The organism is Nonomuraea salmonea (assembly GCF_042428605.1).
Classification (GTDB): Bacteria; Actinomycetota; Actinomycetes; order Streptosporangiales; family Streptosporangiaceae; genus Nonomuraea; species Nonomuraea salmonea.
On sequence record NZ_JBHMCF010000046.1, the window covers coordinates 64,973 to 84,318 of the forward strand.

Annotated in this window: 14 protein-coding genes; 9 read left to right on the forward strand and 5 right to left on the reverse strand. The window is 71.1% G+C overall.

Translation table 11 applies throughout. The annotated features are described in order from the left end of the window. Positions 1–27: 27 nt before the first annotated feature. The 4 genes from ACFFR3_RS40665 to ACFFR3_RS40680 all read left to right on the forward strand — a co-directional run bounded on the left by ACFFR3_RS40665 (position 28) and on the right by ACFFR3_RS40680 (position 3,748). Entirely contained in the window at positions 28–996 is a 969-nt protein-coding gene (locus tag ACFFR3_RS40665) for an RNA polymerase sigma factor (protein WP_364376226.1), read from the forward strand. Positions 997–1,116: 120 nt separating this feature from the next. Then, the gene (locus tag ACFFR3_RS40670) at positions 1,117–1,884 is read left to right on the forward strand and encodes a class I SAM-dependent DNA methyltransferase (protein WP_364376229.1); all 768 of its coding nucleotides are present in this window, start codon (positions 1,117–1,119) and stop codon (positions 1,882–1,884) included. Between the two features lie 53 nt (positions 1,885–1,937). Beyond that, entirely contained in the window at positions 1,938–2,888 is a 951-nt protein-coding gene (gene add, locus ACFFR3_RS40675) for an adenosine deaminase (RefSeq protein WP_379484863.1), read from the forward strand. Then, positions 2,885–3,748: a TIGR02569 family protein gene (locus ACFFR3_RS40680; RefSeq protein WP_379484864.1), complete on the forward strand. Its 864-nt coding sequence runs from the start codon at positions 2,885–2,887 to the stop codon at positions 3,746–3,748. The genes add and ACFFR3_RS40680 overlap by 4 nt, the downstream gene beginning before the upstream one ends. Here the strand turns inward: ACFFR3_RS40680 and ACFFR3_RS40685 are convergent. After that, positions 3,745–5,757 carry a beta-galactosidase gene (locus tag ACFFR3_RS40685; RefSeq protein ID WP_379485010.1) on the reverse strand — a complete coding sequence of 671 codons (2,013 nt, stop codon included), beginning with the start codon at positions 5,755–5,757 and terminating at the stop codon, positions 3,745–3,747. The two genes, ACFFR3_RS40680 and ACFFR3_RS40685, sit on opposite strands and share 4 nt — an antisense overlap. A gap of 11 nt (positions 5,758–5,768) precedes the next feature. Next, complete coding sequence (locus ACFFR3_RS40690; RefSeq protein ID WP_379484865.1) at positions 5,769–8,090, reverse strand: beta-xylosidase/alpha-l-arabinosidase; 2,322 nt, start codon at positions 8,088–8,090, stop codon at positions 5,769–5,771. Between the two features lie 231 nt (positions 8,091–8,321). Between ACFFR3_RS40690 and ACFFR3_RS40695 the strand changes: the two genes are divergently transcribed. Both ACFFR3_RS40695 and ACFFR3_RS40700 read left to right on the forward strand, forming a co-directional pair. Continuing rightward, positions 8,322–9,332, forward strand: a complete 1,011-nt coding sequence (locus tag ACFFR3_RS40695; RefSeq protein WP_364376240.1) for a LacI family DNA-binding transcriptional regulator — start codon at positions 8,322–8,324, stop codon at positions 9,330–9,332. Positions 9,333–9,505: 173 nt separating this feature from the next. Then, positions 9,506–10,852, forward strand: a complete 1,347-nt coding sequence (locus ACFFR3_RS40700) for a PP2C family protein-serine/threonine phosphatase (RefSeq protein ID WP_364376243.1) — start codon at positions 9,506–9,508, stop codon at positions 10,850–10,852. Positions 10,853–10,961: 109 nt separating this feature from the next. Here the strand turns inward: ACFFR3_RS40700 and ACFFR3_RS40705 are convergent, their stop codons facing one another. Together ACFFR3_RS40705 and ACFFR3_RS40710 are read right to left on the reverse strand one after the other, a co-directional pair. Beyond that, positions 10,962–11,591 (reverse strand): response regulator, encoded by a 630-nt coding sequence (locus tag ACFFR3_RS40705; protein WP_379484866.1) that lies wholly within the window; start codon positions 11,589–11,591, stop codon positions 10,962–10,964. A gap of 21 nt (positions 11,592–11,612) precedes the next feature. Continuing rightward, positions 11,613–12,788, reverse strand: coding sequence for a sensor histidine kinase (locus tag ACFFR3_RS40710; RefSeq protein WP_379484867.1), 1,176 nt, complete (start codon positions 12,786–12,788; stop codon positions 11,613–11,615). A gap of 635 nt (positions 12,789–13,423) precedes the next feature. Here ACFFR3_RS40710 and ACFFR3_RS40715 point away from each other — a divergent pair. The 3 genes from ACFFR3_RS40715 (at position 13,424) to ACFFR3_RS40725 (ending at position 16,507) form a co-directional block, all read left to right on the forward strand. Then, positions 13,424–14,137: an ABC transporter ATP-binding protein gene (locus ACFFR3_RS40715; protein ID WP_379484868.1), complete on the forward strand. Its 714-nt coding sequence runs from the start codon at positions 13,424–13,426 to the stop codon at positions 14,135–14,137. Between the two features lie 781 nt (positions 14,138–14,918). Next, a complete protein-coding gene (locus tag ACFFR3_RS40720) occupies positions 14,919–15,680 on the forward strand; it encodes an ABC-2 transporter permease (protein WP_379484869.1) in 762 nt (253 codons plus the stop codon). A gap of 260 nt (positions 15,681–15,940) precedes the next feature. Further along, positions 15,941–16,507 carry a hypothetical protein gene (locus tag ACFFR3_RS40725; RefSeq protein WP_364376257.1) on the forward strand — a complete coding sequence of 189 codons (567 nt, stop codon included), beginning with the start codon at positions 15,941–15,943 and terminating at the stop codon, positions 16,505–16,507. Between the two features lie 483 nt (positions 16,508–16,990). On the opposite strand, the gene ACFFR3_RS40730 is transcribed toward ACFFR3_RS40725, so the two are convergent. Further along, on the reverse strand, positions 16,991–19,309 hold the full coding sequence (locus ACFFR3_RS40730; protein ID WP_379484870.1) for a rhamnogalacturonan lyase: 2,319 nt from the start codon (positions 19,307–19,309) through the stop codon (positions 16,991–16,993). Positions 19,310–19,346 lie beyond the last annotated feature (37 nt).

The following is a 19,346-nucleotide window of genomic DNA, read 5'->3' on the forward strand; positions in this document are numbered from 1 at the left end:
GTGCCGCACGTGAGCGAGGAGAAGGTTTTGTCCCAAGCAGCAGAGGTTCTCGAACTCGACGACAGCACCGCCGAGGGTGTCACCACCGTCGGCGCCGACTCGGTCAAGGCCTATCTCAAGGAGATCGGCCGCGTGCCGCTGCTCACCGCCGAGCAGGAGATCGAGCTGGCCAAGCGGATCGAGGCCGGGCTGTTCGCCAGGGAACGGCTCGACACCGAACCGGGCCTGCCCGACGACCTGCGGGCCGACCTGGAGTGGATCGCCGAGGACGGCACGCGGGCCAAGCAGCGCATGCTGGAGGCCAACCTGCGCCTGGTGGTCTCCATCGCCAAGCGCTACACCGGCCGCGGCATGCTCTTCCTCGACCTCATCCAGGAGGGCAACCTGGGCCTGATCAGGACGATCGAGAAGTTCGACTACCGGCTGGGCTTCAAGTTCTCCACGTACGCCACGTGGTGGATCAAGCAGGCGATCACCCGGGCGATGGCCGACCAGGCCCGCACGATCCGCATCCCCGTCCACATGGTCGAGCTGATCAACAAGGTCGCGCGGGTGCAGCGCCGCCTGCAGAGCGACCTCGGCCGCGAGCCCACGCCCGAGGAGATCGCCCAGGAGTGCGAGCTCGAGGTCGACCGCGTCATCGAGATCCAGGGCTACGGCCGCGAGCCCATCTCCCTGCACACGCCGCTCGGCGAGGAGGGCGACAGCGAGTTCGGCGACCTCATCGAGGACACCGAGGCCGTCTCGCCGGCCGACGCGGTCTCGTTCACGCTGCTCCAGCAGCAGCTGCGCGCCCTGCTCGACCAGCTCTCCGAGCGCGAGGCCGGGGTGATCAGCATGCGCTACGGCCTCAACGACGGCAAGCCGATGACGCTCGACGAGATCGGCCGCGTCTACGGCGTCACCCGCGAGCGCATCCGCCAGATCGAGGCCAAGACCATGTCGAAGCTCCGCCACCCGTCCCGCTCCCTGGCCCTGCGCGACTACCTGAGCTGAGCCGCCGCCACACGGTCAGGTCCACACGGCCAGGCCGCGGAGAAAGGCTGCGCCAAAGGCTCATCAAGAGTGTCGCCACAGCCCTATGAGGGCAGGGGCCGTCGGCCTAGATTCCAAGGCGTGAAACGCTCCCGTTCGAGCCTCGTCCACCAGGCGACGTACGCGATCAAGCATCCGCACAAGGTCGTGCCCCATCTGCGGCGATTGGCCCGCGACACGTGGTTCAGGCTGCGTACGCGGGACCACGTCGCCTACTACCGGGCCGTCATGCGCTCCGACACCGCCCGCGACCCCGAGGGCGCCGTAGGCTCCCACACCCACAAGCGCTGGCTGGCGCTCGGCCGCATGCAGTTCGACTACCTCGTCGAGCACGGGCTCAAGCCCGAGTGCCGGATGCTGGAGATCGGCTGCGGCAACCTGCGGGCCGGCCACCTGTTCATCGACTACCTGCACACCGGCAACTACTACGGCATCGACATCTCGCCCGACATCCTCATGGCCGCCCAGGACACCCTCGTCCGGCACGGGCTGGCCGACAAGCTGCCCCACCTGACCCCCGTACGCGACCTGCGCTTCGCGTTCCTGCCCGACGCGCACTTCGACGTGGTGCACGCCCACAGCGTGTTCTCGCACTCGCCGCTGCACGTCATCGAGGAGTGCTTCGCCCACGTGGGACGGGTGATGAAGCCGGGCGGATGGTTCGACTTCACCTTCGACCGCACCGAGGGCAAGGAGCACCACGTGCTGCGCGAGGACTTCTACTACCGCACCGAGACGCTGGCCGCCCTGGCCGCCTCCTACGGCTTCACCGCCACGTTCATGGAGGACTGGGAACGCTCGCCGCACAAGCAGTCGAAGATGCGCCTGACCAAGCGACTGGCCGTCTGATCTGGCGATAATGCGGTGCGGCCGGTGCCCGCGCCTGTCTATCGTGGGGGCACGTGAGAGATCTTCGCGCCCTGCCCAAGGCCCACCTGCACGTGCACCTCGAGAGCACCGTCCGTCCCGGGACCGTGCGCGAGCTGGGTGGTGAGCCCGCGCCTGAGGGGGTGTTCCGCACCTTCAGGGAGTTCGCCGACCAGCGGGCCCAGGTGCGGGGGCTGCTCCGCACGGCCGATCACTTCCGCCGGATCGCGCTGGAGTTCTGCGCCGACGAGGCCGCCCAGGGCACCCGCTACGCCGAAGTGACGTTCACCGCCGCCGCCCACGGCGAGCGGGTGGGGCAGCCCGAGATGCCGTTGCAGGCCGTGCTCGACGGGCTGGCCGAAGGGCGGGCCCGTTACGGCATCGAATGCCGGGTGCTGCTCGACCACTCCAGGCGGCGGCCGGTCGAGCGGCTGCGGCGGACGTACGAGCTGGCCCTGCGGCACGACGAGGTGATCGGCATCGGGCTGGCCGGCGACGAGAGCCACCCGCTCGCCCCGTTCGCCGGCGTGCTGGACGAGGCCAGGCACGCGGGGCTGCACCTCGTGCACCACGCGGGGGAGTCGGCGGGGGCGGCGAGCATCCGTGAGGCGCTCGACGTGGGACATGCCGAGCGGCTCGGGCACGGCATCCGGGTGCTCGACGACGACCTGCTGGTGGCGGAGGTACGCGAGCGCGGCATCCCGCTGGAGGTGTGCCCCACCTCCAACGTGCTGCTCGGGCTCGTGCCGTCGCTGGCCGACCACCCGCTGCCCCGGCTGCGCGCCGCCGGGCTCGCCGTCACCGTCAACACGGACGGGGAGACGGCGCTGGCCGACGAGTACGCCCGCCTGCGCGACGTCCACGGCTTCACCGACGCCGACCTCGCCGCCCTGGCCCGCGCCGGCATCGACGCCTCCTTCGCCCCCGGCCCCCTCAAGTCGGCCCTCCGAGCCGGCGTCGACGCCTGGCTGGAGCAGCCCGCATGACCAGCGACCACGACACCTCGGCCCCCACCGGCCCCGACCCCTCGCCTCAGGGCGCGGCCCCTCCGGAGAGTGGGGAGGTGCCGTCCGGCGAGGTGGTGGCCGCGTTCGGCGGGGCGGGGGAGCCGGTGTGGCTGGGCGGAGCGTGGCGGGCGGGGCCCGTGGTGCTCAAGCGGGTCACGTTCCTGCCGGAGACGCTCTGGCGGGCCGAGGTGCTGGCGTCCCTGCCCGAGCCGCCGGAGTTCCGGCTCGCCCGCCCCGTCCGGGCCGGCGGCGGCTGGGTGGTGGACGGGTGGGAGGCGGCGCGGCTGGTGGCGGGGGAGCCGGACGTGCGCAGGCAGGACGACGTGCTGCGGGCCGGCGCGGCGTTCCACGCGGCGATCGCGCACCTGCCGAGGCCCGACTTCCTCGACGTACGCGACGACCCCTGGGCGCACGGGGACCGGGTGGCGTGGGGGGAACGGCCGGTGACCTCGGACGCGGCCGGCCTGCTCGCGCCGCTCGTCCGCGCCCGCCGCCCGGTCGGGCTGCCGTCCCAGGCGGTGCACGGCGACCTGCCGGGCAACGTGCTGTTCGCCCCCGCTCTGCCACCCGCGATCATCGACTGGCCGGTCTACTGGCGGCCCGCCCCCTGGGCGTCGGCCGTCGCGGTCGCCGACGCCCTGTGCTGGTACGGCGCCACCCCCGGCCTGGCCGCCCGCTGGGCCCACCTGCCGCAGTGGGGACAGCTCCTGGTCAGGGCGCTGATCTACCGCATCGTCACCGACGACCTCACCCTGGGCGAGGACGGCTGGACCCAGGACCGGGTGGCCGCCTACCACCCGGTCGTGGACCTCGCCGTCACCTACGCCCGGCGGTCCTAGCCGCGGGCGAGCTGGACGACCGCCGCGCCCAGCGGGTCAAGGGACACCTCGCCGGACACCGGCCGCCCGGTCAGCAGATCCGTGCCCTCCCCTCCCACAGGCACGGACACGCCCGACTCGGCGCTGTGGTTGAGCAGGAACACGTACTCGTGCGAGGCGTCCCCGCGTACCGAGCACTCCACGTGCGCGGGCACGCCCTCGAAGCGGGAGCGCACCCCCGACTCGGCGACGACCCGCGCCACCGTCTCGTCGAACGCCTCCTGCTCCAGCAGCGTCGCGAAGTAGACCACCCGCCCGGCCCCGAACCGGTTCTCGACCACGGCCGCCCGCCCCGCGAGCAGCCCGTCGGCGTACGTGGCCAGCGCAGTGCCGCTCTCCAGGTGCAGGTCGTCGCGCCACCAGGTGGAGGTGGCCCGCCGGCCGTCGGCGAACGCGACGGTGAACGACTCGTCCGGCCGCGCCGGCCAGTACTCGTCGATCTTCGCGCCGATGAGCCGCCGGAACGCGCCCGGGTAGCCGTCCGGCCTGACCCGGTTGTCGGCGTCCACGACCCCGGAGAAGAACGACATGATGACGGTGCCGCCGTCGCGCGCGAACGCCTCGATGCGGGCCGCGCCCGCGTCGTCGATCAGGTACGCGTTCGGCACCACCAGCACCTTGTACCCGTCCAGCGAGGACGACGCCGACACCACGTCCACCGCGTGGTGCCGCTCCCACAGCGGCGTGTAGTGCCGCATCACCGTCTCGGTGTAGCTCCAGTCGTTGCGCGGCAGGCCGAAGACCTCCTCAAGGCCCCACCAGCCGTCCCAGTCGAACAGGATCGCGATGTCCGCCGAGGAGCGGGTGCCGGCCACGGGCGCGAGCAGCTTCATCTCCCGCCCGAGGTCGGTGACCTCCTTGAACGTGCGCGACTCAGGGCCGGAGTGGGGCAGCATCGCCGAGTGGAAGCGCTCCTGCCCGCCCCTGGCGGCCCGCCACTGGAAGTACATCACCGAGTCGGCGGCCCGCGAGACGGCCTGCAGCGAGCCGAGCCGCATGCGTCCAGGCTCCTTGACGATGTTGAGCTTCCACTGGCTGACCGCGCTGGCCGCCTGCTCCATCAGCATCCACGGCTGCCCGCCCTTGAGCGAGCGGAACAGGTCGTAGTTGAACGCCGCCGACACGTGCGAGTGCGCCTCGGCCGGGTTGGGGTAGATGTCGAGCGCCGCGGCGTCCTCCTCCCGCGCCCACTTCCAGTAGTCGGCGTGGCGGAAGAAGCGCATGAAGTTCGTCATGACCGGGATGTCGTCGCGGAAGGAGCGCACGATGTCCCGCTCGGCGATGTAGCACTCCAGCAGCGCGTCGGAGGTGAAGCGCTTGAAGTCGAGACGGCGGGTGGGGTTCATCCACGTACGGGGGATGTGCGGCACGTCGACCTGCTCCCAGTCGGTGTAGACCTGGCCCCAGAAGCGGGTGGTCCACGCCTCGTTGAGCGCGTCGAGGGAGCCGTACTTGCGGCGCAGCCAGTGGCGGAAGTTCACCGAGGCGGCCTCGCCGTACGACGTGGGCCCGTACTCGTTGCTGATGTGCCACATCGCCAGCGCCGGGTGGAAGGAGTAGCGCTCGGCCAGCTTGGTCGTGATCCGCGCGGCGTACTCGCGGTAGACCGGCGACGAAGGGTCGTAGTGCAGCCGGTTGCCGAAGCCGAACGGCTGGCCGTCCTCCCTGATCGGGAACACCTCGGGGTGCAGGTGGGTGAGCCAGACGGGCGGCGCCGCCGTGGGCGTGGCCAGGTTGACGCTGATGCCGTTGTCGTGCAGGAGGTCCATGACCTCGTCGAGCCAGCCGAAGTCGTACCTGCCCGGCTCGGGCTCCAGCGACGCCCACGCGAAGACGCCCAGGCTGACGGTGTTGACGCCGGCCTGCCGCATGAGCCGGACGTCCTCCTTCCACACCGTGCGGTCCCACTGCTCGGGGTTGTAGTCGCCGCCGAAGGCGAAACCGCCGACGCGCCGCCTGAACGCCTCCATGCGGTCCACGCTCAGCGCTCCTCGGCCATCACGGCGACGGTGGTCAGCCGCGGCTCTTCGCCGGTGCACGCGTGGACCGGGCCGGTCAGCAGCACCGTGCGCTCCTCCACCACGTCGGTGACCGAGCGGCGGACGGACAGGCCGACCTCGCCCGGCTCGACCACGCGCCGCCCGTCGCGGCCGGTGAACGACAGCAGCCGGGCCGGCACCGCGAACTCCACCCGCGCCGACTGCCCCGGCGCCAGCTCGACCCGGGCGTAGCCGACGAGCTGGGCCAGCGGCCGGGTGACCGAGGCGATCCGGTCGGAGGCGTACACCTGCACGACGTCGGCGCCGGCGCGGTCACCGGTGTTGGTCACCGTCACCGCGCAGCGGATCTCCTCACCGGCCGGCACCTCGCCGTCGGCGGTGAAGGCGGAGTAGCCGAAGCTCGTGTAGCTCAGCCCGTGGCCGAACGGCAGCACCGGCGCCGGGTCGAGATTGCTCACCGAGCCCGCCCCGCCGAGCTTGGGATGCAGATAGCTGTACGGCTGGCCGGCCGTGCCGCGCGGCAGGCTCATCGGCAGCCGCCCGGACGGGTTGACCGCACCGCTGAGCACCCGCGCGAGCGCGCCCGCGCCCTCCTGACCGGGGAAGTACGCCTGCACGACGGCCGCGGCACGCTCGACGATGCCCGGCACCGCGTACGCGCGGCCGGTCATCAGCACCACCACGGTCGGCGTGCCGGTCGCGAGCACCGCGTCGGCCAGCTCCTGCTGCGCGCCCGGCAGGTCGAGCGACTCCACGTCGCAGCCCTCGCCCGAGGTGCCCCGCCCGAACAGACCTGAACGGTCGCCCAGCACGACAATCGCGACGTCCGACTCGGCGGCCAGACGGGCGGCGGCGGCGATCCCCGAGCGATCGCCGTCGTCCACCCCCGTGCCGCGCTCGGTCGCGATGTGCGCCTGCGGCAGCTCCTCGCGCAGCGCCTCCAGCAGGGTCGGCGCGTTGATGCCGGTCTCGGCGTCGGGGAAGTGCGGCAGCACGTGGTTGACGAACGAGTAGCAGCCGAACAGCGCCGCCACCTCGTCCGCGTTCGGCCCGACGACCGCGACCTTGCGGCCCGCGGCGTCGCCCAGCGGCAGCACGCCGTCGTTGGTCAGCAGCACCACCGACTCCTCGGCCAGGCGGCGCGCGACGTCCCGCGAGACCGGGTCGTCGAGGTCCACCTCGCCCTGCGGCTCCGGGTCGTAGTCGTCGTCCAGCAGGCCGAGCTCGGCCTTCTGCCGCAGCACTCGCCGCAGCGCCCGATCGACCAGCGCCTCGTCGACGCGGCCCGCCGTCACCGCCTCCTGCAGCGGGTCCAGGTACGTCACCCCGGTCGGCAGCTCGATGTCGATGCCCGCGGTCAGCGCCTGCGCGGCGGCGTCACCGGCGTCCTCGGCCACGGCGTGCAGGGTGTGCAGGAACGCGACCGCGAAGTAGTCGGCCACCACCGTGCCGTCGAAGCCCCACGTGTCGCGCAGCACGCCGGTCAGGTAGTGGTCGTCGGCGGCGATCGGGATGCCGTCGATCTCGGCGTAGGAGTTCATCACCGAGCCGGCGCCGGCGTCGCGTACCGCGACCTCGAACGGGAACAGCAGCGTGTCGGCCACCTCGCGGGCGCCCGCGTGCACAGGAGCCAGGTTGCGGCCGGCGCGGGAGTTGGAGTAGCCGACGAAGTGCTTGAGCGTGGCGATCACGCCGGCCGACTGCAGCCCGCGTACGTACGCCGCGCACACCGTGGCCACCTCGTACGGGTCCTCCGACACGCACTCCTCGACCCGCCCCCAGCGCTGGTCGCGGATCACGTCGAGGACGGGGGCCAGCCCCTGGTGCACGCCGAGCGACCGCATGCCGGACCCAATGGCCCGGCCCATCTCCTCCACCAGCTCCGGGTGGAAGGACGCGCCCCACGCCGGCGGCGCCGGATAGGTCGTGGCCCGCCACGCCGCAAGGCCCGTGAGGCACTCCTCGTGCGCGATCGCCGGAATGCCGAGCCGGGTGTTCGCGCGCAGCCACCGCTGCCGCTCGGCCAGCGTCTTGCGCGCGGCCTCCGGCTCGACCGGCGTGGTGCCGAAGTGGCGGGTGATGTGGCCGACGCCGTCGCGGGCGAACTCCTCGAACCCGAGGTCCTCGCCCTGCATCGAGTCCTGCAGCGGCGCGACCACGCCCTTCTTCCTGTTGACGTTCAGCCACACGCCGACGAGCTGCGCGAGTTTCTCCCGCAGTGACATGCCGGCGAGTAGTTCCTCGACCCGCCGCGCCCGCTCGCGGGCGATCTCCGGCTCCGGCGGATCAACAAGTGCTGGCATGACCCCTCGCGACTTCCCTAGCGGCGGAAATTTTCTGGGCAAGTTACCGAAAAACTCTCGTGACATTGCCGAGCTGTTACGGTAGGGTCCGGCTCGCGGCCCTGTCAATAACCCGCTCACATGGCGGAATCTCGCCTGGTCAGCGGGCCGCCTCGGGTCCGGCGGTTTTCCGAAAGTTTGTAACTTCGCCGGTGCCGCCCAACGGCGGCGCCACGGCAAACGGGAGGTCCTGTGCCTCGAGCCACGCTGGCCGACGTCGCCGCGGCCGCCGGAGTGTCCGTACCGACGGTCTCCAAAGTGCTCAGCGGCAAGAAACACGTCTCCGCCGCCACCAGGGACAAGGTGCTCGAAGCGGTCAGAGCCTCCGGCTACGAGGCGCCGCGCCCGCCGACCAAGCCCCGCGTCGGCGTCATCGACCTGCTCATCGACGGCCTCGGCTCGCCCTGGGCGCAGGTGCTCATCAGCGGCGCCGAGCAGGCCGCCGCCCGCTGGGGCTTCTCCCTCGTCGTCACCTCCTCCTACCGCGCCGACTTCGACCTGCGCCGCTGGATCGGCATGGTGCGCAAGCGCAACACCGACGGCATCGTGCTCGTGCTCTCGCGGGCCGACCAGCGCGAGATCGCCGCCATCGAAGAGCTGCTGCACGTGCCGCTCGTCCTGCTCGACCCCGTCGGCCAGCGCGACCCGCGCCTGTCCACCGTCGGCGCCACCAACTGGCTGGGCGGCGTCATGGCCACCACCCACCTGCTGGAGCTCGGGCACACCAGGATCGGCTTCATCGGCGGGCCACTCGACACGCAGTGCACGCTCGACCGGTACGAGGGCTACCTGGCCGCCCACCGGACCTTCGGCATCGAACCCGACCCCACGCTCACCCGCTACGGCGACTTCATGGTCCACGGCGGCAAGAGCCTCGGCGGCGAACTGCTCGACCGCGACGACCCGCCCACCGCCGTCTTCGCCGGCAACGACCTCCAGGCGGCCGGCGTCTACCAGGCCGCCACGGAGCGCGGCCTGCGCGTGCCCGACGGCCTGTCCGTGGTCGGCTTCGACGACTCGACCCTGTGCGAGATGCTCTCACCGCCGCTCACGACCGTCCGTCAGCCGCTCGACGACATGGCGAACGAGGCCGTCCGCCTCGTCCACGAGGAGCTCACCCACCCAAGGGGCCCTTCGGGCACCCGCATCGAACTGGCCACGAACCTGATCATCCGCCGCAGCACCGCCCCCCTGGCAACCTGACTCGACCCTCTGCGTGAGTCGTCCCCCGGCTCCGCTGCGATCTGATTCGTCCCGCCCGTCGCCGGGGCGTCGTCATGCCCGAAACCCCATGTCAGTAGGCAATCCGCAGATCACCCTTTATCCTGATCGAACCGGCAGGGAAGTGATCCACATCACACGGAGGGCCTACGTCGGTGACATCGGGGTTCCTGATCAAAGATCCGCGCACGCGCGCCGGCTTACGCCTGGACGCCGCCGCCGGCTCCCAGGAACGCCTGGCGTTCCTCAACGACGCCAGCACCCGCATCGGCAGCACCCTCGACCTGGCACAGACCTGCCGTGAAGTGCTCGACGTGGCCGTGCCCCGCTGCGCCGACACCGGCGGCATCATGGTGCAGGAACGCCTCATCACCGAAGGCGAGTTCCCCGTACGCCCCACCGACGGCTCTGCCCTGGTCCGCCGCGTCGCCACGGCCGTAGCCGTCGACAACCCGTGGGACTGGGACACCGCCTTCCCCGTGGACGAGGTCGCCGTCTACCCGCCGTTCCTCCCGCAGGGCCAGGCCATGGCGACCGCCAGGACCGTCCTCGTGCCCCGCCTCGACGAGAGCGTCGCCGACGAGATCGCCAAGGCGTTCGGCCGCGACGTCATCGCCAGGTCGCTGGCCGGCTGCTCGTTCCTCGTCGCCCCGCTGCTGGCGCGCGGCAACGTGCTCGGCTTCTTCGTCCTCGTGCGGCAGCCGTGCAGCGAGCCTTTCCAGGACGGTGACGTGGCGCTGGTCGAGGAGCTGGCCGCGCGCACCGCCATCTGCATCGACAACGCCCGCCTGTACGCCAGGGAACGCCGCACCGCCCTCACCCTGCAGAGCAGCCTGCTGCCCACCGGGCTCAACGCCCCGCCCGGCCTGGAGGTCGCCTACCGCTACCTGCCCGCCGGCGACCTGGCCGGCGTGGGCGGCGACTGGTTCGACGTCATCCCGCTCGCCGCCGACCGCACCGCCCTCGTCGTCGGGGACGTCATGGGCCACGGCGTACGCGCCGCCGCCACCATGGGCCAGCTCCGTACCGCCACCCAGACCCTCGCCAGCCTCGACCTCGACCCCGCCGAGCTGCTCTACCGCCTCAACCGGGTAGCCCAGCAGCTCGACCTCGACCAGATCGCGACCTGCGCGTACGCCCGCCACGACCGCACCACCGGCACCGTCGAGATCGCCAGCGCCGGGCACCTCCCGCCCATGCTCGTCCAGCCCGACGGCACCGCCGACATCCTCGCCGTCACCCCCGGCCCGCCGCTCGGCGTCGGCACCGACACCTTCGACCTGGCCACGTTCGCCCTCCCGCCCGGCGGCCTCCTCGCCCTCTACACCGACGGCCTGGTGGAAGGCCGCGAGTGGAACATCGACGAGGGCCTGGCCAAGCTCCGCGGTCTCCTGACCGGCCCGCCTCTGGGCATCGACCGCATCTGCGACATGATCGTCCGCGCCCAACGCCCCAGCACCGACCGCGACGACATAGCCCTCCTACTAGCCAAAGCCCGCTAAGGGCCACCAACGCCCACACACCCCCGCATAGCCCACTTCACTGACAGCCCAATTCACCGCATGCCTTATGGATCTCGGGGCTCGTCCTGCCCCAGGAGCTGGCAGGCGGTCAGAGGAGGCCGGCGTCGCGGACCTTCATGGCCACGTGGACACGGTTGTCAGTGCCCAGCTTGGCGAAGATGCGGGTGATGTTGGCCTTGACGGTGGCCACGCTCACCGACAGATCACGGGCGATCTCCGCGTTCGAGCTGCCCCTGGCCACCTCGACGGCGACCTCTCGCTCGCGTTCGGTCAGCTCGGCCAGCTCGCGGGCGGCGTCGGGGCGGCGCGGCTCGTAGCGGCCGGTGGCGGCGGCGATCACCTGCTGGGCCACGGTCGGCGACAGCACCGGCTCGCCCTTGGCCACCGCACGCACCGCCTCGATCATCTTCGGCGGCGGCGTGTCCTTCAGCAGAAACCCGTTGGCGCCGAGCTGCAACGCCCGCAGCACCATGTCGTCGGCGTCGAACGTGGTCAGCACCAGGATCCGGGGCGGCGACGCCTGCCGCAGCAGCAGCTCGGTGGTGGTCAGCCCATCCTGCTCAGGCATCCGGATGTCCATCAGCACGACGTCGGGCCGCAGGTCGCGGATCACCGTCATGGCCTCCTTGCCGTCGGCCGCTTCACCCACGAGGTCGAGGTCGGCCTCGCCGCCCAGGATGAGCCGCAGCCCCGTACGCACCATGGGATCGTCATCCACGATCACGACTCTCACCACGGCTCAAGCCTCCCACGGCAGTGTCGCGTCGAGGACGAAGCGCCCGTCGCGTACGTCATGAGTGATCCTTCCTCCGGCCATCCGCGTCCGCTCGGCCAGCCCTACCAGCCCAAGCCGCCCGCCAGGCCCTGACCTGCCGGGCACCGCCGCGTTGCTGACCCGGATGCGCAGGCCGTCACCGGGCCGCCCGCCGATCTCGGCCCGCACCACGCTCCCGGGCGCGTGCTTGCGCGCGTTGGTCAGGGCCTCCTGCACGATCCGGTACGCGTGCCGCCCCGTCTGCGCCGGCAGCAGCTCCCTGTCGGTGACGCTGTCGTCCACTTCGACCTGCTGACCGGCGGCGCGTACCTCCGCGAAGAGCGCGCCGAGATGCGCCAGCGTCGGTTGTGGCGGCGCGGGCCCGCCCTCCGCCGTGCCGCCCTGCCCGGCCGGCCTGTCCTGGTCGGCCGGTCCGTCCTGGCCGGCGAGGTCGCCGCGCCGCAGCGTGCCGAGCACGGCGCGCAGCTCGGTCAAGGAGTGGTGCGCGTTCTCCTGGATGGCCAGCGCCGTCTCCCGCGTCTGCTCGGGCGTCAGATCCTTCCGGTACGCCAATCCGCCCGCCAGCATCGCCAGCAGGGAGATGCGGTGCGCCAGGACGTCGTGCATCTCCTGCGCGATCTTCAGCCGCTCGGCCAGCTTCGCCTGCTCCACCCGCTGCGCCTGCCCGCGCAGCTCCGCCGCCCGCCGCTCCGCCTCGAGCTCCCGCCGCCCCCGCAGATAGAGCCCGAACACGGTCAGCCCGGCCAGGATCGTGCCCGAGACGACCGCGTAGACCGCCGTCAGCCGCCAGTCGCCCTTCCACCGGGTGGAGATCGCCACGCACACCCAGAACACCACACCCACCGGCACCACCTGCCGCCACCGGCGATGCGTGGCGAGCGAGGTGAACGCCGCGATCGCCGGCCCGTTCGCCGCGAACGAGAACGCCGACGCCGCCGCCAGCACCGTCGCGACCTGCCACGGCCACCGGCGCCGCAACGGTAGCAACGCGATGCCCACCGCCCCCGTGGCCATGTCGGTCAGCAGGATGCCCACGTCGGCCACCGGCCGGCCGAGGCTGCCACTGATGAGCACCAGAACGAGGAGCAGCAGCGGCGCCGAGGCGAACAGGTAGAAGAGCGCGACCCCCAGCCACTCCACAGGCCGCTCACCGGAAGAGGAACCCGGCAGCCCGTGGGGGAGGGGACGCGGCCTGTCCCGAGGAACAGGCACGCCTGACGCCTGCTCCCAGCCCGGACCCGGCTCACCCGAGGCCGACCCCGGAACGTGGTGCGGCGCGTTGGAGGCCGGATCCGGGATGTCGTGCGGCGCGTTGGAGGCCGGACCTGGGATGTCGTGCGGCGCGTTCGAGGCCGGACCTGGGATGTCGTGGGGCTCATTTGAGGCCGGACCTGGGATGTCGTGGGGCTCATTTGAGGCCGCACCTGGCACACGACGCGGTTCGTCCGAGGGCGCACCTGGGATGCGACGCGGTTCGTCCGAGGACGGGGCCGCCACGCCGTGACGCTCGTCCGGAGCGGGGGTCGGTGAAACCGGGCGGTCGCCGGGGGAAGAGGCCGGGGGCCAGGGGGCGTCGCCTGAGGACTGGTGCGGAGGGCCGGGGTGGTCGTGCACGGCACCAAGCCTAAACATCGCTTGGCCTGCGCATTAGCACCCTGGGTCGATCCACGTATAGACCCTTGGCCATAACCCGGCCGGTGGTTGTAGCCCTGGCGACGGCGACTCTCGACCCTGGTCCGATGAGGCCGGGCCGCGTTTTCGATGAACTGGGGCACGTGATCGAACTCCACCGCGTCACCAAGACGTACAACGGCGTGAAGGCGCTCGACGACGTGTCCTTCACCGTCCACCCCGGCTCCGTCACGGGCTTCCTCGGCCCCAACGGCGCCGGCAAGTCGACGGCCATGCGCATCCTGGCCGGCCTGGCCAGACCCACCTCCGGCCGCGCCACCGTGCTCGGCAAGCCCTACGCCGAGCTGGCCCGCCCCGGCTACGACGTGGGCACCCTCCTCGACGCCGGCGCCCAGCACCCGGGCCGCACCGGCCGCGAGGTGCTCACCCTGGGCGCCCTCATGCTCGGCCTGCCCAAGTCACGCGTCGACGAGGTGCTCGACCTGGTGGGCCTGACCGGCAAGGAAGCCGGACGCCCGATACGCGGCTACTCCCTGGGCATGCGGCAACGACTCGGCATCGGCCACGCCCTGCTGGGCCGCCCGAGAGCCCTCATCCTCGACGAACCCGCCAACGGCCTCGACCCCCAGGGCATCCAGTGGATGCGCGAGCTCCTGCGCGGCCTGGCCGCCTCCGGCTGCGCCGTTCTGCTCAGCTCCCACCTGCTGTACGAGGTGGAGCAGGTCGCCGACCGCATCGTGATGATCGGCGCAGGACGCGTCCTGGCCGACGGCACCCTCGCCGAGCTCAGCCAAGGCCGCACCCTCGAACAAACCTTCCTCGCCCTCACTTCCCAAACCTTCCGCACCCCCGCCTGACCCACTCACAACCCACCACCCACCACCGCACTCGGGTCTGACTTGCGCTCAGAACTCGAGACTCACCACCGCACCCGCATCTGACTCGCCTTCGGAACTCGAGACGCACCATCGCGTCGACGTCTGACTCGCGCTCAGAAGTCGAGAAGCACCGTCGCGCCCCTGTCTGAATCGCGTTCGGACCCGCCACTCACCATCGACTGACTTGCGTCCGGAACCCGCCACTCACCATCGCACCCCTGTTCGATCCGCGCTCAGCAGCCGCCAATCACCGCCGTACCGCCGACCACCCACCACCCGTGACTTCGCCTTCTCACCTGCGGCACCCAGCGTGCCTGCTTCCTGTCCCGACCACGCATGGGTCTCCTGCTGCTGCTCACCATCCGCCGCTTCGCGGTGACCGCTGACCACAACCTCTGCACACCGCGCTCGCGATCGCATCGACCATGGGCAGCGATCGGTGACCGACCACCGCTGTGACCGCCGCGGCCCGGCCTGACCAGCGGCCGCGACCGCAACCTCGCCCTCGACCTGATCTCCTCGAAGCCCTCGGTCCGGCCACCATCCGCGACTGAGCCTGACCACCGTCCCTACCTGCATCTGAGCCTGACCGCTGGCCGCACCTGCGACCTGCCCACCGTCCGCGGCACTGCCTCAACAGCGGCCCTGCTTCGACCAGCGGGCCCTGCCTTCACCAACGGCCACCGCCTCGACTTGAGCAGTGGTCGTGAGGCGGGCCCATAACACCCCTTTCCTCACTCAGTGATTGGACTTTGGCATCATGACCACCCAAACCGCCATCCAGCTTCCGCAGCGCGTCACGTTCGGGAGGTTGTTGCGGGTTGAGGCGCGGAAGTTGCTCGATACCCGTACCAGCCTGATCATGACCGCGGTCCTCGTCGTCGTGGCGGTGGCGCTCGTCGCCGGGCGGGGGGTCGTGACGGAGACGGCGGATCTGTTCATGCTGGCGGGGACGGCAGGGACGGTGTTCGGGATCCTGCTGCCCGTGCTGGGCATTCTGTCGATCACCGGCGAATGGCAGCACCGTACGGCGCTGACCACGTTCACCCTGGAGCCCAGGAGAGCGCGGGTGCTGGTGGCCAAGTGCGTGTCGGTGCTGGTGGCGGCCGTGCTGGCGTGCCTGCTGGCGGTGCTGGTCGCGGTCCCGACGACGGCGGTGGTGGCGTCCGTGGGGGGCGTGGAGGCGACATGGGGGCTGGAGGCGCACGTGCTGGTGGGCTGGATCGCCACCACCGTGCTGCTGACCGCTGAGGGCCTCGCCCTCGGGTTGTTGCTGCTCAACGCCCCGGCCGCCATCGTGATCTACCTGGTCAGCCCCATGGTGGGGAGCTTCGCCGCCCAACTTGGCGCGGGAGGTAAAGCCGTGGCACAGTGGCTGGACCTCAATTCCACCAGCGACGTCCTGATGAGCGACGACGTGACGGCGGGCGGTCTGGCCCGGCTGGCGGCGTCGGTGGCGTTCTGGATCGCCGTCCCCGCCGCGGTGGGCACCCTGCGGGTGCTTAAGCGGGATGTGACCTGACGCTTTACCGGCAAGGTAGATCTATGCCGGTTTCGTGGTGATATGTTTGCCAATGTCCGGTTTAGGAGGGTACTGTCGTAGACGTTACCGAGCAGTGACCCGCGCCTGACCAAGAGAGGCGGGGCCTGCCCCGGTTTCCCTGGATCCCGTTCCCGTGGATTCTCGCGCTCTACGTAGCGTCTGTACGGCGTGCTGCCCGGCTACGTTCGTCCTGACGAGCGCAAAGTTCCCGTCCCCTAACAAAGGACCTGAATTTTCCTATGTCTGCTCGCCTGCGTTCCGTCGCCATGCTCGCAGCCTCCGCCGTCGCGGCCATGACCGTCGGCGCGACCACCGCTCACGCCGAGACCGGCGTCGAGCAGCGTGGTGTGCTGAAGGGCTCGACGACCGCGTCCTACTTCTGGGACGACGCCTCCGGCCGAGCCGGCGACACCGGCCTGCCCGCCGCGGGCAAGCCCATGCAGAAGGGTCTGGTCGCCAGCCCGAGCTGGCCCCTCATGACCGAGGGCTACGTGCTCTACCAGGGCAAGAAGCTGCCCTTCTTCGTGGGTGACCGCGGCCCCGGCGACCCCTCCAACCGTGGCGTGATGCTCGACCTCGACGCCAAGACCTTCGCCGAGCTCACCGGCGGCACGTTCAACTCCCGCACGCTGGGTGTCGACGGCGTCAAGGGCCAGGGCCACATCAAGGTCGACTACATCATCACCAAGTGGGGCGATGGGGTCGGCAAGAAGAGCTACCCCGTGGCGTTCTCCACCGGCGCCTGGTCCGAGAAGGACCAGAACCCGGTCATCCAGCAGGTGTCGGTCAAGCTCCCTGCCAAGTGAAGCGGCTCCAGCTGAGCGGGACCCCGGCTCCAGCTGAGCGCCGCCCCGGCCCTAGCTGAGCGGCCCTCCGACCCCAGCGGGGTGGCGCCCCGTCAAGCGGCCGGATGAACCGGCCAGGTGAACGGCCTGGCGGGTTCGGCCGGAGAACCCCCGTAGCCCCCGTAGCCCCCGCAACCCCCGCAACCCCCGAAATCCCCCTCGAAGAGGGCGCTCCCGTAGTGAGGAGCGCCCTCTTCGCCGTTCCTGGGCCCCTGGACGAAACCGTCACCGCAGCGCCCGTGCTCTGAGCGCAAGCCCCGACGTGCTGGCCGCAAGTTCTGCTGCCGCCAGGCAGGGCCGGTGCTTTGCTGTTGTCGGAGCCCGGAGCCCGGAGCCCGGAGCCCGGAGCCCGGAGCCCGGAGCCCGGAGCCCGGAGCCCGGAGCCCGGAGCCCGGAGCCGGAGGTCTCAGGTCCGGGGGCGGGTGTTTCGTGTTGGGGTGGTGGTCAGCGCTGGTTTGGGACGGGGACCTTTGACCAGTCGGTGTCCGAGCCGAAGTAGAAGCTCGGGTAGGCGGGCTGGTTGTAGCCGGTCTGCTGCCTGGCCACGTCCACGCGGTACTGCGGGTCGTGCATGAGCGTGTACAGCTTCCTGTCGGTCACCTCGGTGCTCAGGTAGATGCGGATCGCGGTGCTGTCGGTCGTACGGACCAGGAGCTCCTCGCGCCAGTCGCCGAAGACGTCGGCCACCAGGCCCGGGTTGCCCTTCGTCCAGTTGTTGGTCAGCGTGCCCTCGGCGGTCAGCAGCGTTCCGCGCCGGTGGTCGTCGATGGTCGGTGTCTGCAGGACGTCGGTGGCGGTGCCGTTGACGAGCTGCGTGGTCATGTCGGCGGCCCAGCGGATGCTCATGTTCGTGCCGGGGGCGTTCCTGCCCAGGTAGTCGCCGCGCGCCGACCACAGGCCGGCCTCGATGGCCTGGTCGGGCGGCATGGAGGACCAGGTCTCGACGCCGCGGACGTCCGGGTCGATGTCGCCGACCATGCCGCGGCCGGTGTCCACGCCGCTGTAGCCGCCGTGGATCACCGCGCCGGTGGCGGCGTCGCGCAGCGCCCAGCCGTACGGGGCCCACGCGCCGCCCTCGTGCACGGTCCAGATCTCCAGGCCGGGCCGGTCGGGGTCGAAGTCGCCCACGTGCATGGCGTCGCCGTGGCCGAGCCGGACGTTCTGTCCCGGCACGTTGCTCTGCGGCGGGGCGACGTCGAAGGAGGAGTACAGCAGGTCACCGTCGTCGTCGATGGTGGCGGAGCCGTACACGATCTCCTGCCTGCCGTCGCCGTCCACGTCGGCCACGCCCATCGCGTGGAAGCCCTGCGTGGTCAGGTCGGCATATTTCGGGTTGCTGCCGGGGACGCCGTGCGGCGCGGCGTTGAACGGGTTCGCCATCGGGGCGTGGCCGCTGTCGACGTACCAGCGCTCCTTGAGCCGCCTGCCGTCCCAGTCGTAGGCCACCAGCGTGCTGCGGGTGTAGTAGCCGCGCGCGAAGATCGCCGACGGGCGCTTGCCGTCGAGATAGGCGACCGACGACAGGAAGCGGTCCACCCGGTTGCCCGGCTCGATCCTGCCCATCGCGTAGTCGCCCCACAGGAGGCCGTCGTCGCCGCGTCCCGGCTTGTAGTGGACGGTCTGCAGCTCGCGGCCGGTCGCGCCGTCGAGCACCGACAGGTACTCGGGGCCGGTCAGGATGTAGCCGGCGAACTCGCGCAGCCGGTTGTTGCCGCTGCGGGCGGGGGCGTAGACGTCGATGAAGTACGTCGCCAGCTCGGCCGCGTCGGCCTGGGAGAGCGGGTAGCGGTACTTCGGCTCGATGCCCAGCGCCTCCTCGATCGTCTTCGGCCAGTGCCCGGCGACGACCTCGGGGTGCTTGTGCCACTTCGCGAACATCCCCGTGAGATGGTCGAAGTAGCCGGCGGCGCTCAGCCGGTAGTCGTCGGTGTCGGAGTAGCCGGCGCGGCGGTCCTCGCGCGGCATCGTGACGTAGCGCTCGGAGACGACCTTGCCGTTGGCGTCGTAGCGAAGGATCTTCGTGCCGGGGGCGGTCTTGAGCATCATCTCCGAACGGCCGTCACCGTCGAAGTCGTACACCAGGAACTGCGTGTAGTGGGCGCCCGAGCGGATGTTCACGCCGAGGTCGAGGCGCCAGCGCAGGGTGCCGTCCAGCTCGTACGTGTCCACGTACGAGTTGCCGGTGTAGCCGCGCTGCGAGACGTCCTTGGAGTTCGAGGGGTCCCACTTGACCACGTACTCGTACTGGCCGTCCCCGTCCACGTCGCCCACGCTCAGGTCGTTGGCCGCGTACGTGTACGCCTCGCCCGCCGGGGTCACGCCGTCGGCCGGCTTGCTCAGCCGAAGATCATAAAACGTTTTAAGCCAAGGCGTGGCCACAGGGCTCTTCCGCCCCTCGCGGCCCTTGGCGATCGGCGCCACCTGGTACCTGGAGCGGGACGTGCCCGAGGGGTCGCGGTAGTTGGTGCTGTCGGTCACCGTGGCGATGGCGCGGCCGTCGCGGTAGACGCGGAAGTCGGTGCCCGTCATGCCCTTCGCGCCGTGCCCGGTGACCTCGTCACCGAGCAGCCGCCAGCTCAGGAACACGCCCTCGCTGGTGGAGGCGGCCACCAGGCCCCTGTCGAGGTGCTCCAGACGGGGGCTCGGACGGTGCTTGCCGCCTGTCGCCGTGGTGGCCTCTGCCGGGGCGGCGGTGAGTGGCAGGCACAGCAGGGCGGTTAACCCTGCGGCCAGGGTGCGGCGGATGCTGCTGGGGGGTCTCATCGTGACGAGCTCCGCTCGTTGAATCGATTAAATTTTT

Bases quoted from the DNA above. Each gene is read 5' to 3' on its own strand.
- ACFFR3_RS40680 (WP_379484864.1), top strand. From the start codon at position 2,885: ATGACCAGCGACCACGACACCTCGGCCCCCACCGGCCCCGACCCCTCG.
- ACFFR3_RS40685 (WP_379485010.1), bottom strand. From the start codon at position 5,757: ATGGAGGCGTTCAGGCGGCGCGTCGGCGGTTTCGCCTTCGGCGGCGAC.
- ACFFR3_RS40690 (WP_379484865.1), bottom strand. From the start codon at position 8,090: ATGCCAGCACTTGTTGATCCGCCGGAGCCGGAGATCGCCCGCGAGCGG.
- ACFFR3_RS40720 (WP_379484869.1), top strand. From the start codon at position 14,919: ATGACCACCCAAACCGCCATCCAGCTTCCGCAGCGCGTCACGTTCGGG.
- ACFFR3_RS40725 (WP_364376257.1), top strand. From the start codon at position 15,941: ATGTCTGCTCGCCTGCGTTCCGTCGCCATGCTCGCAGCCTCCGCCGTC.
- ACFFR3_RS40730 (WP_379484870.1), bottom strand. From the start codon at position 19,309: ATGAGACCCCCCAGCAGCATCCGCCGCACCCTGGCCGCAGGGTTAACC.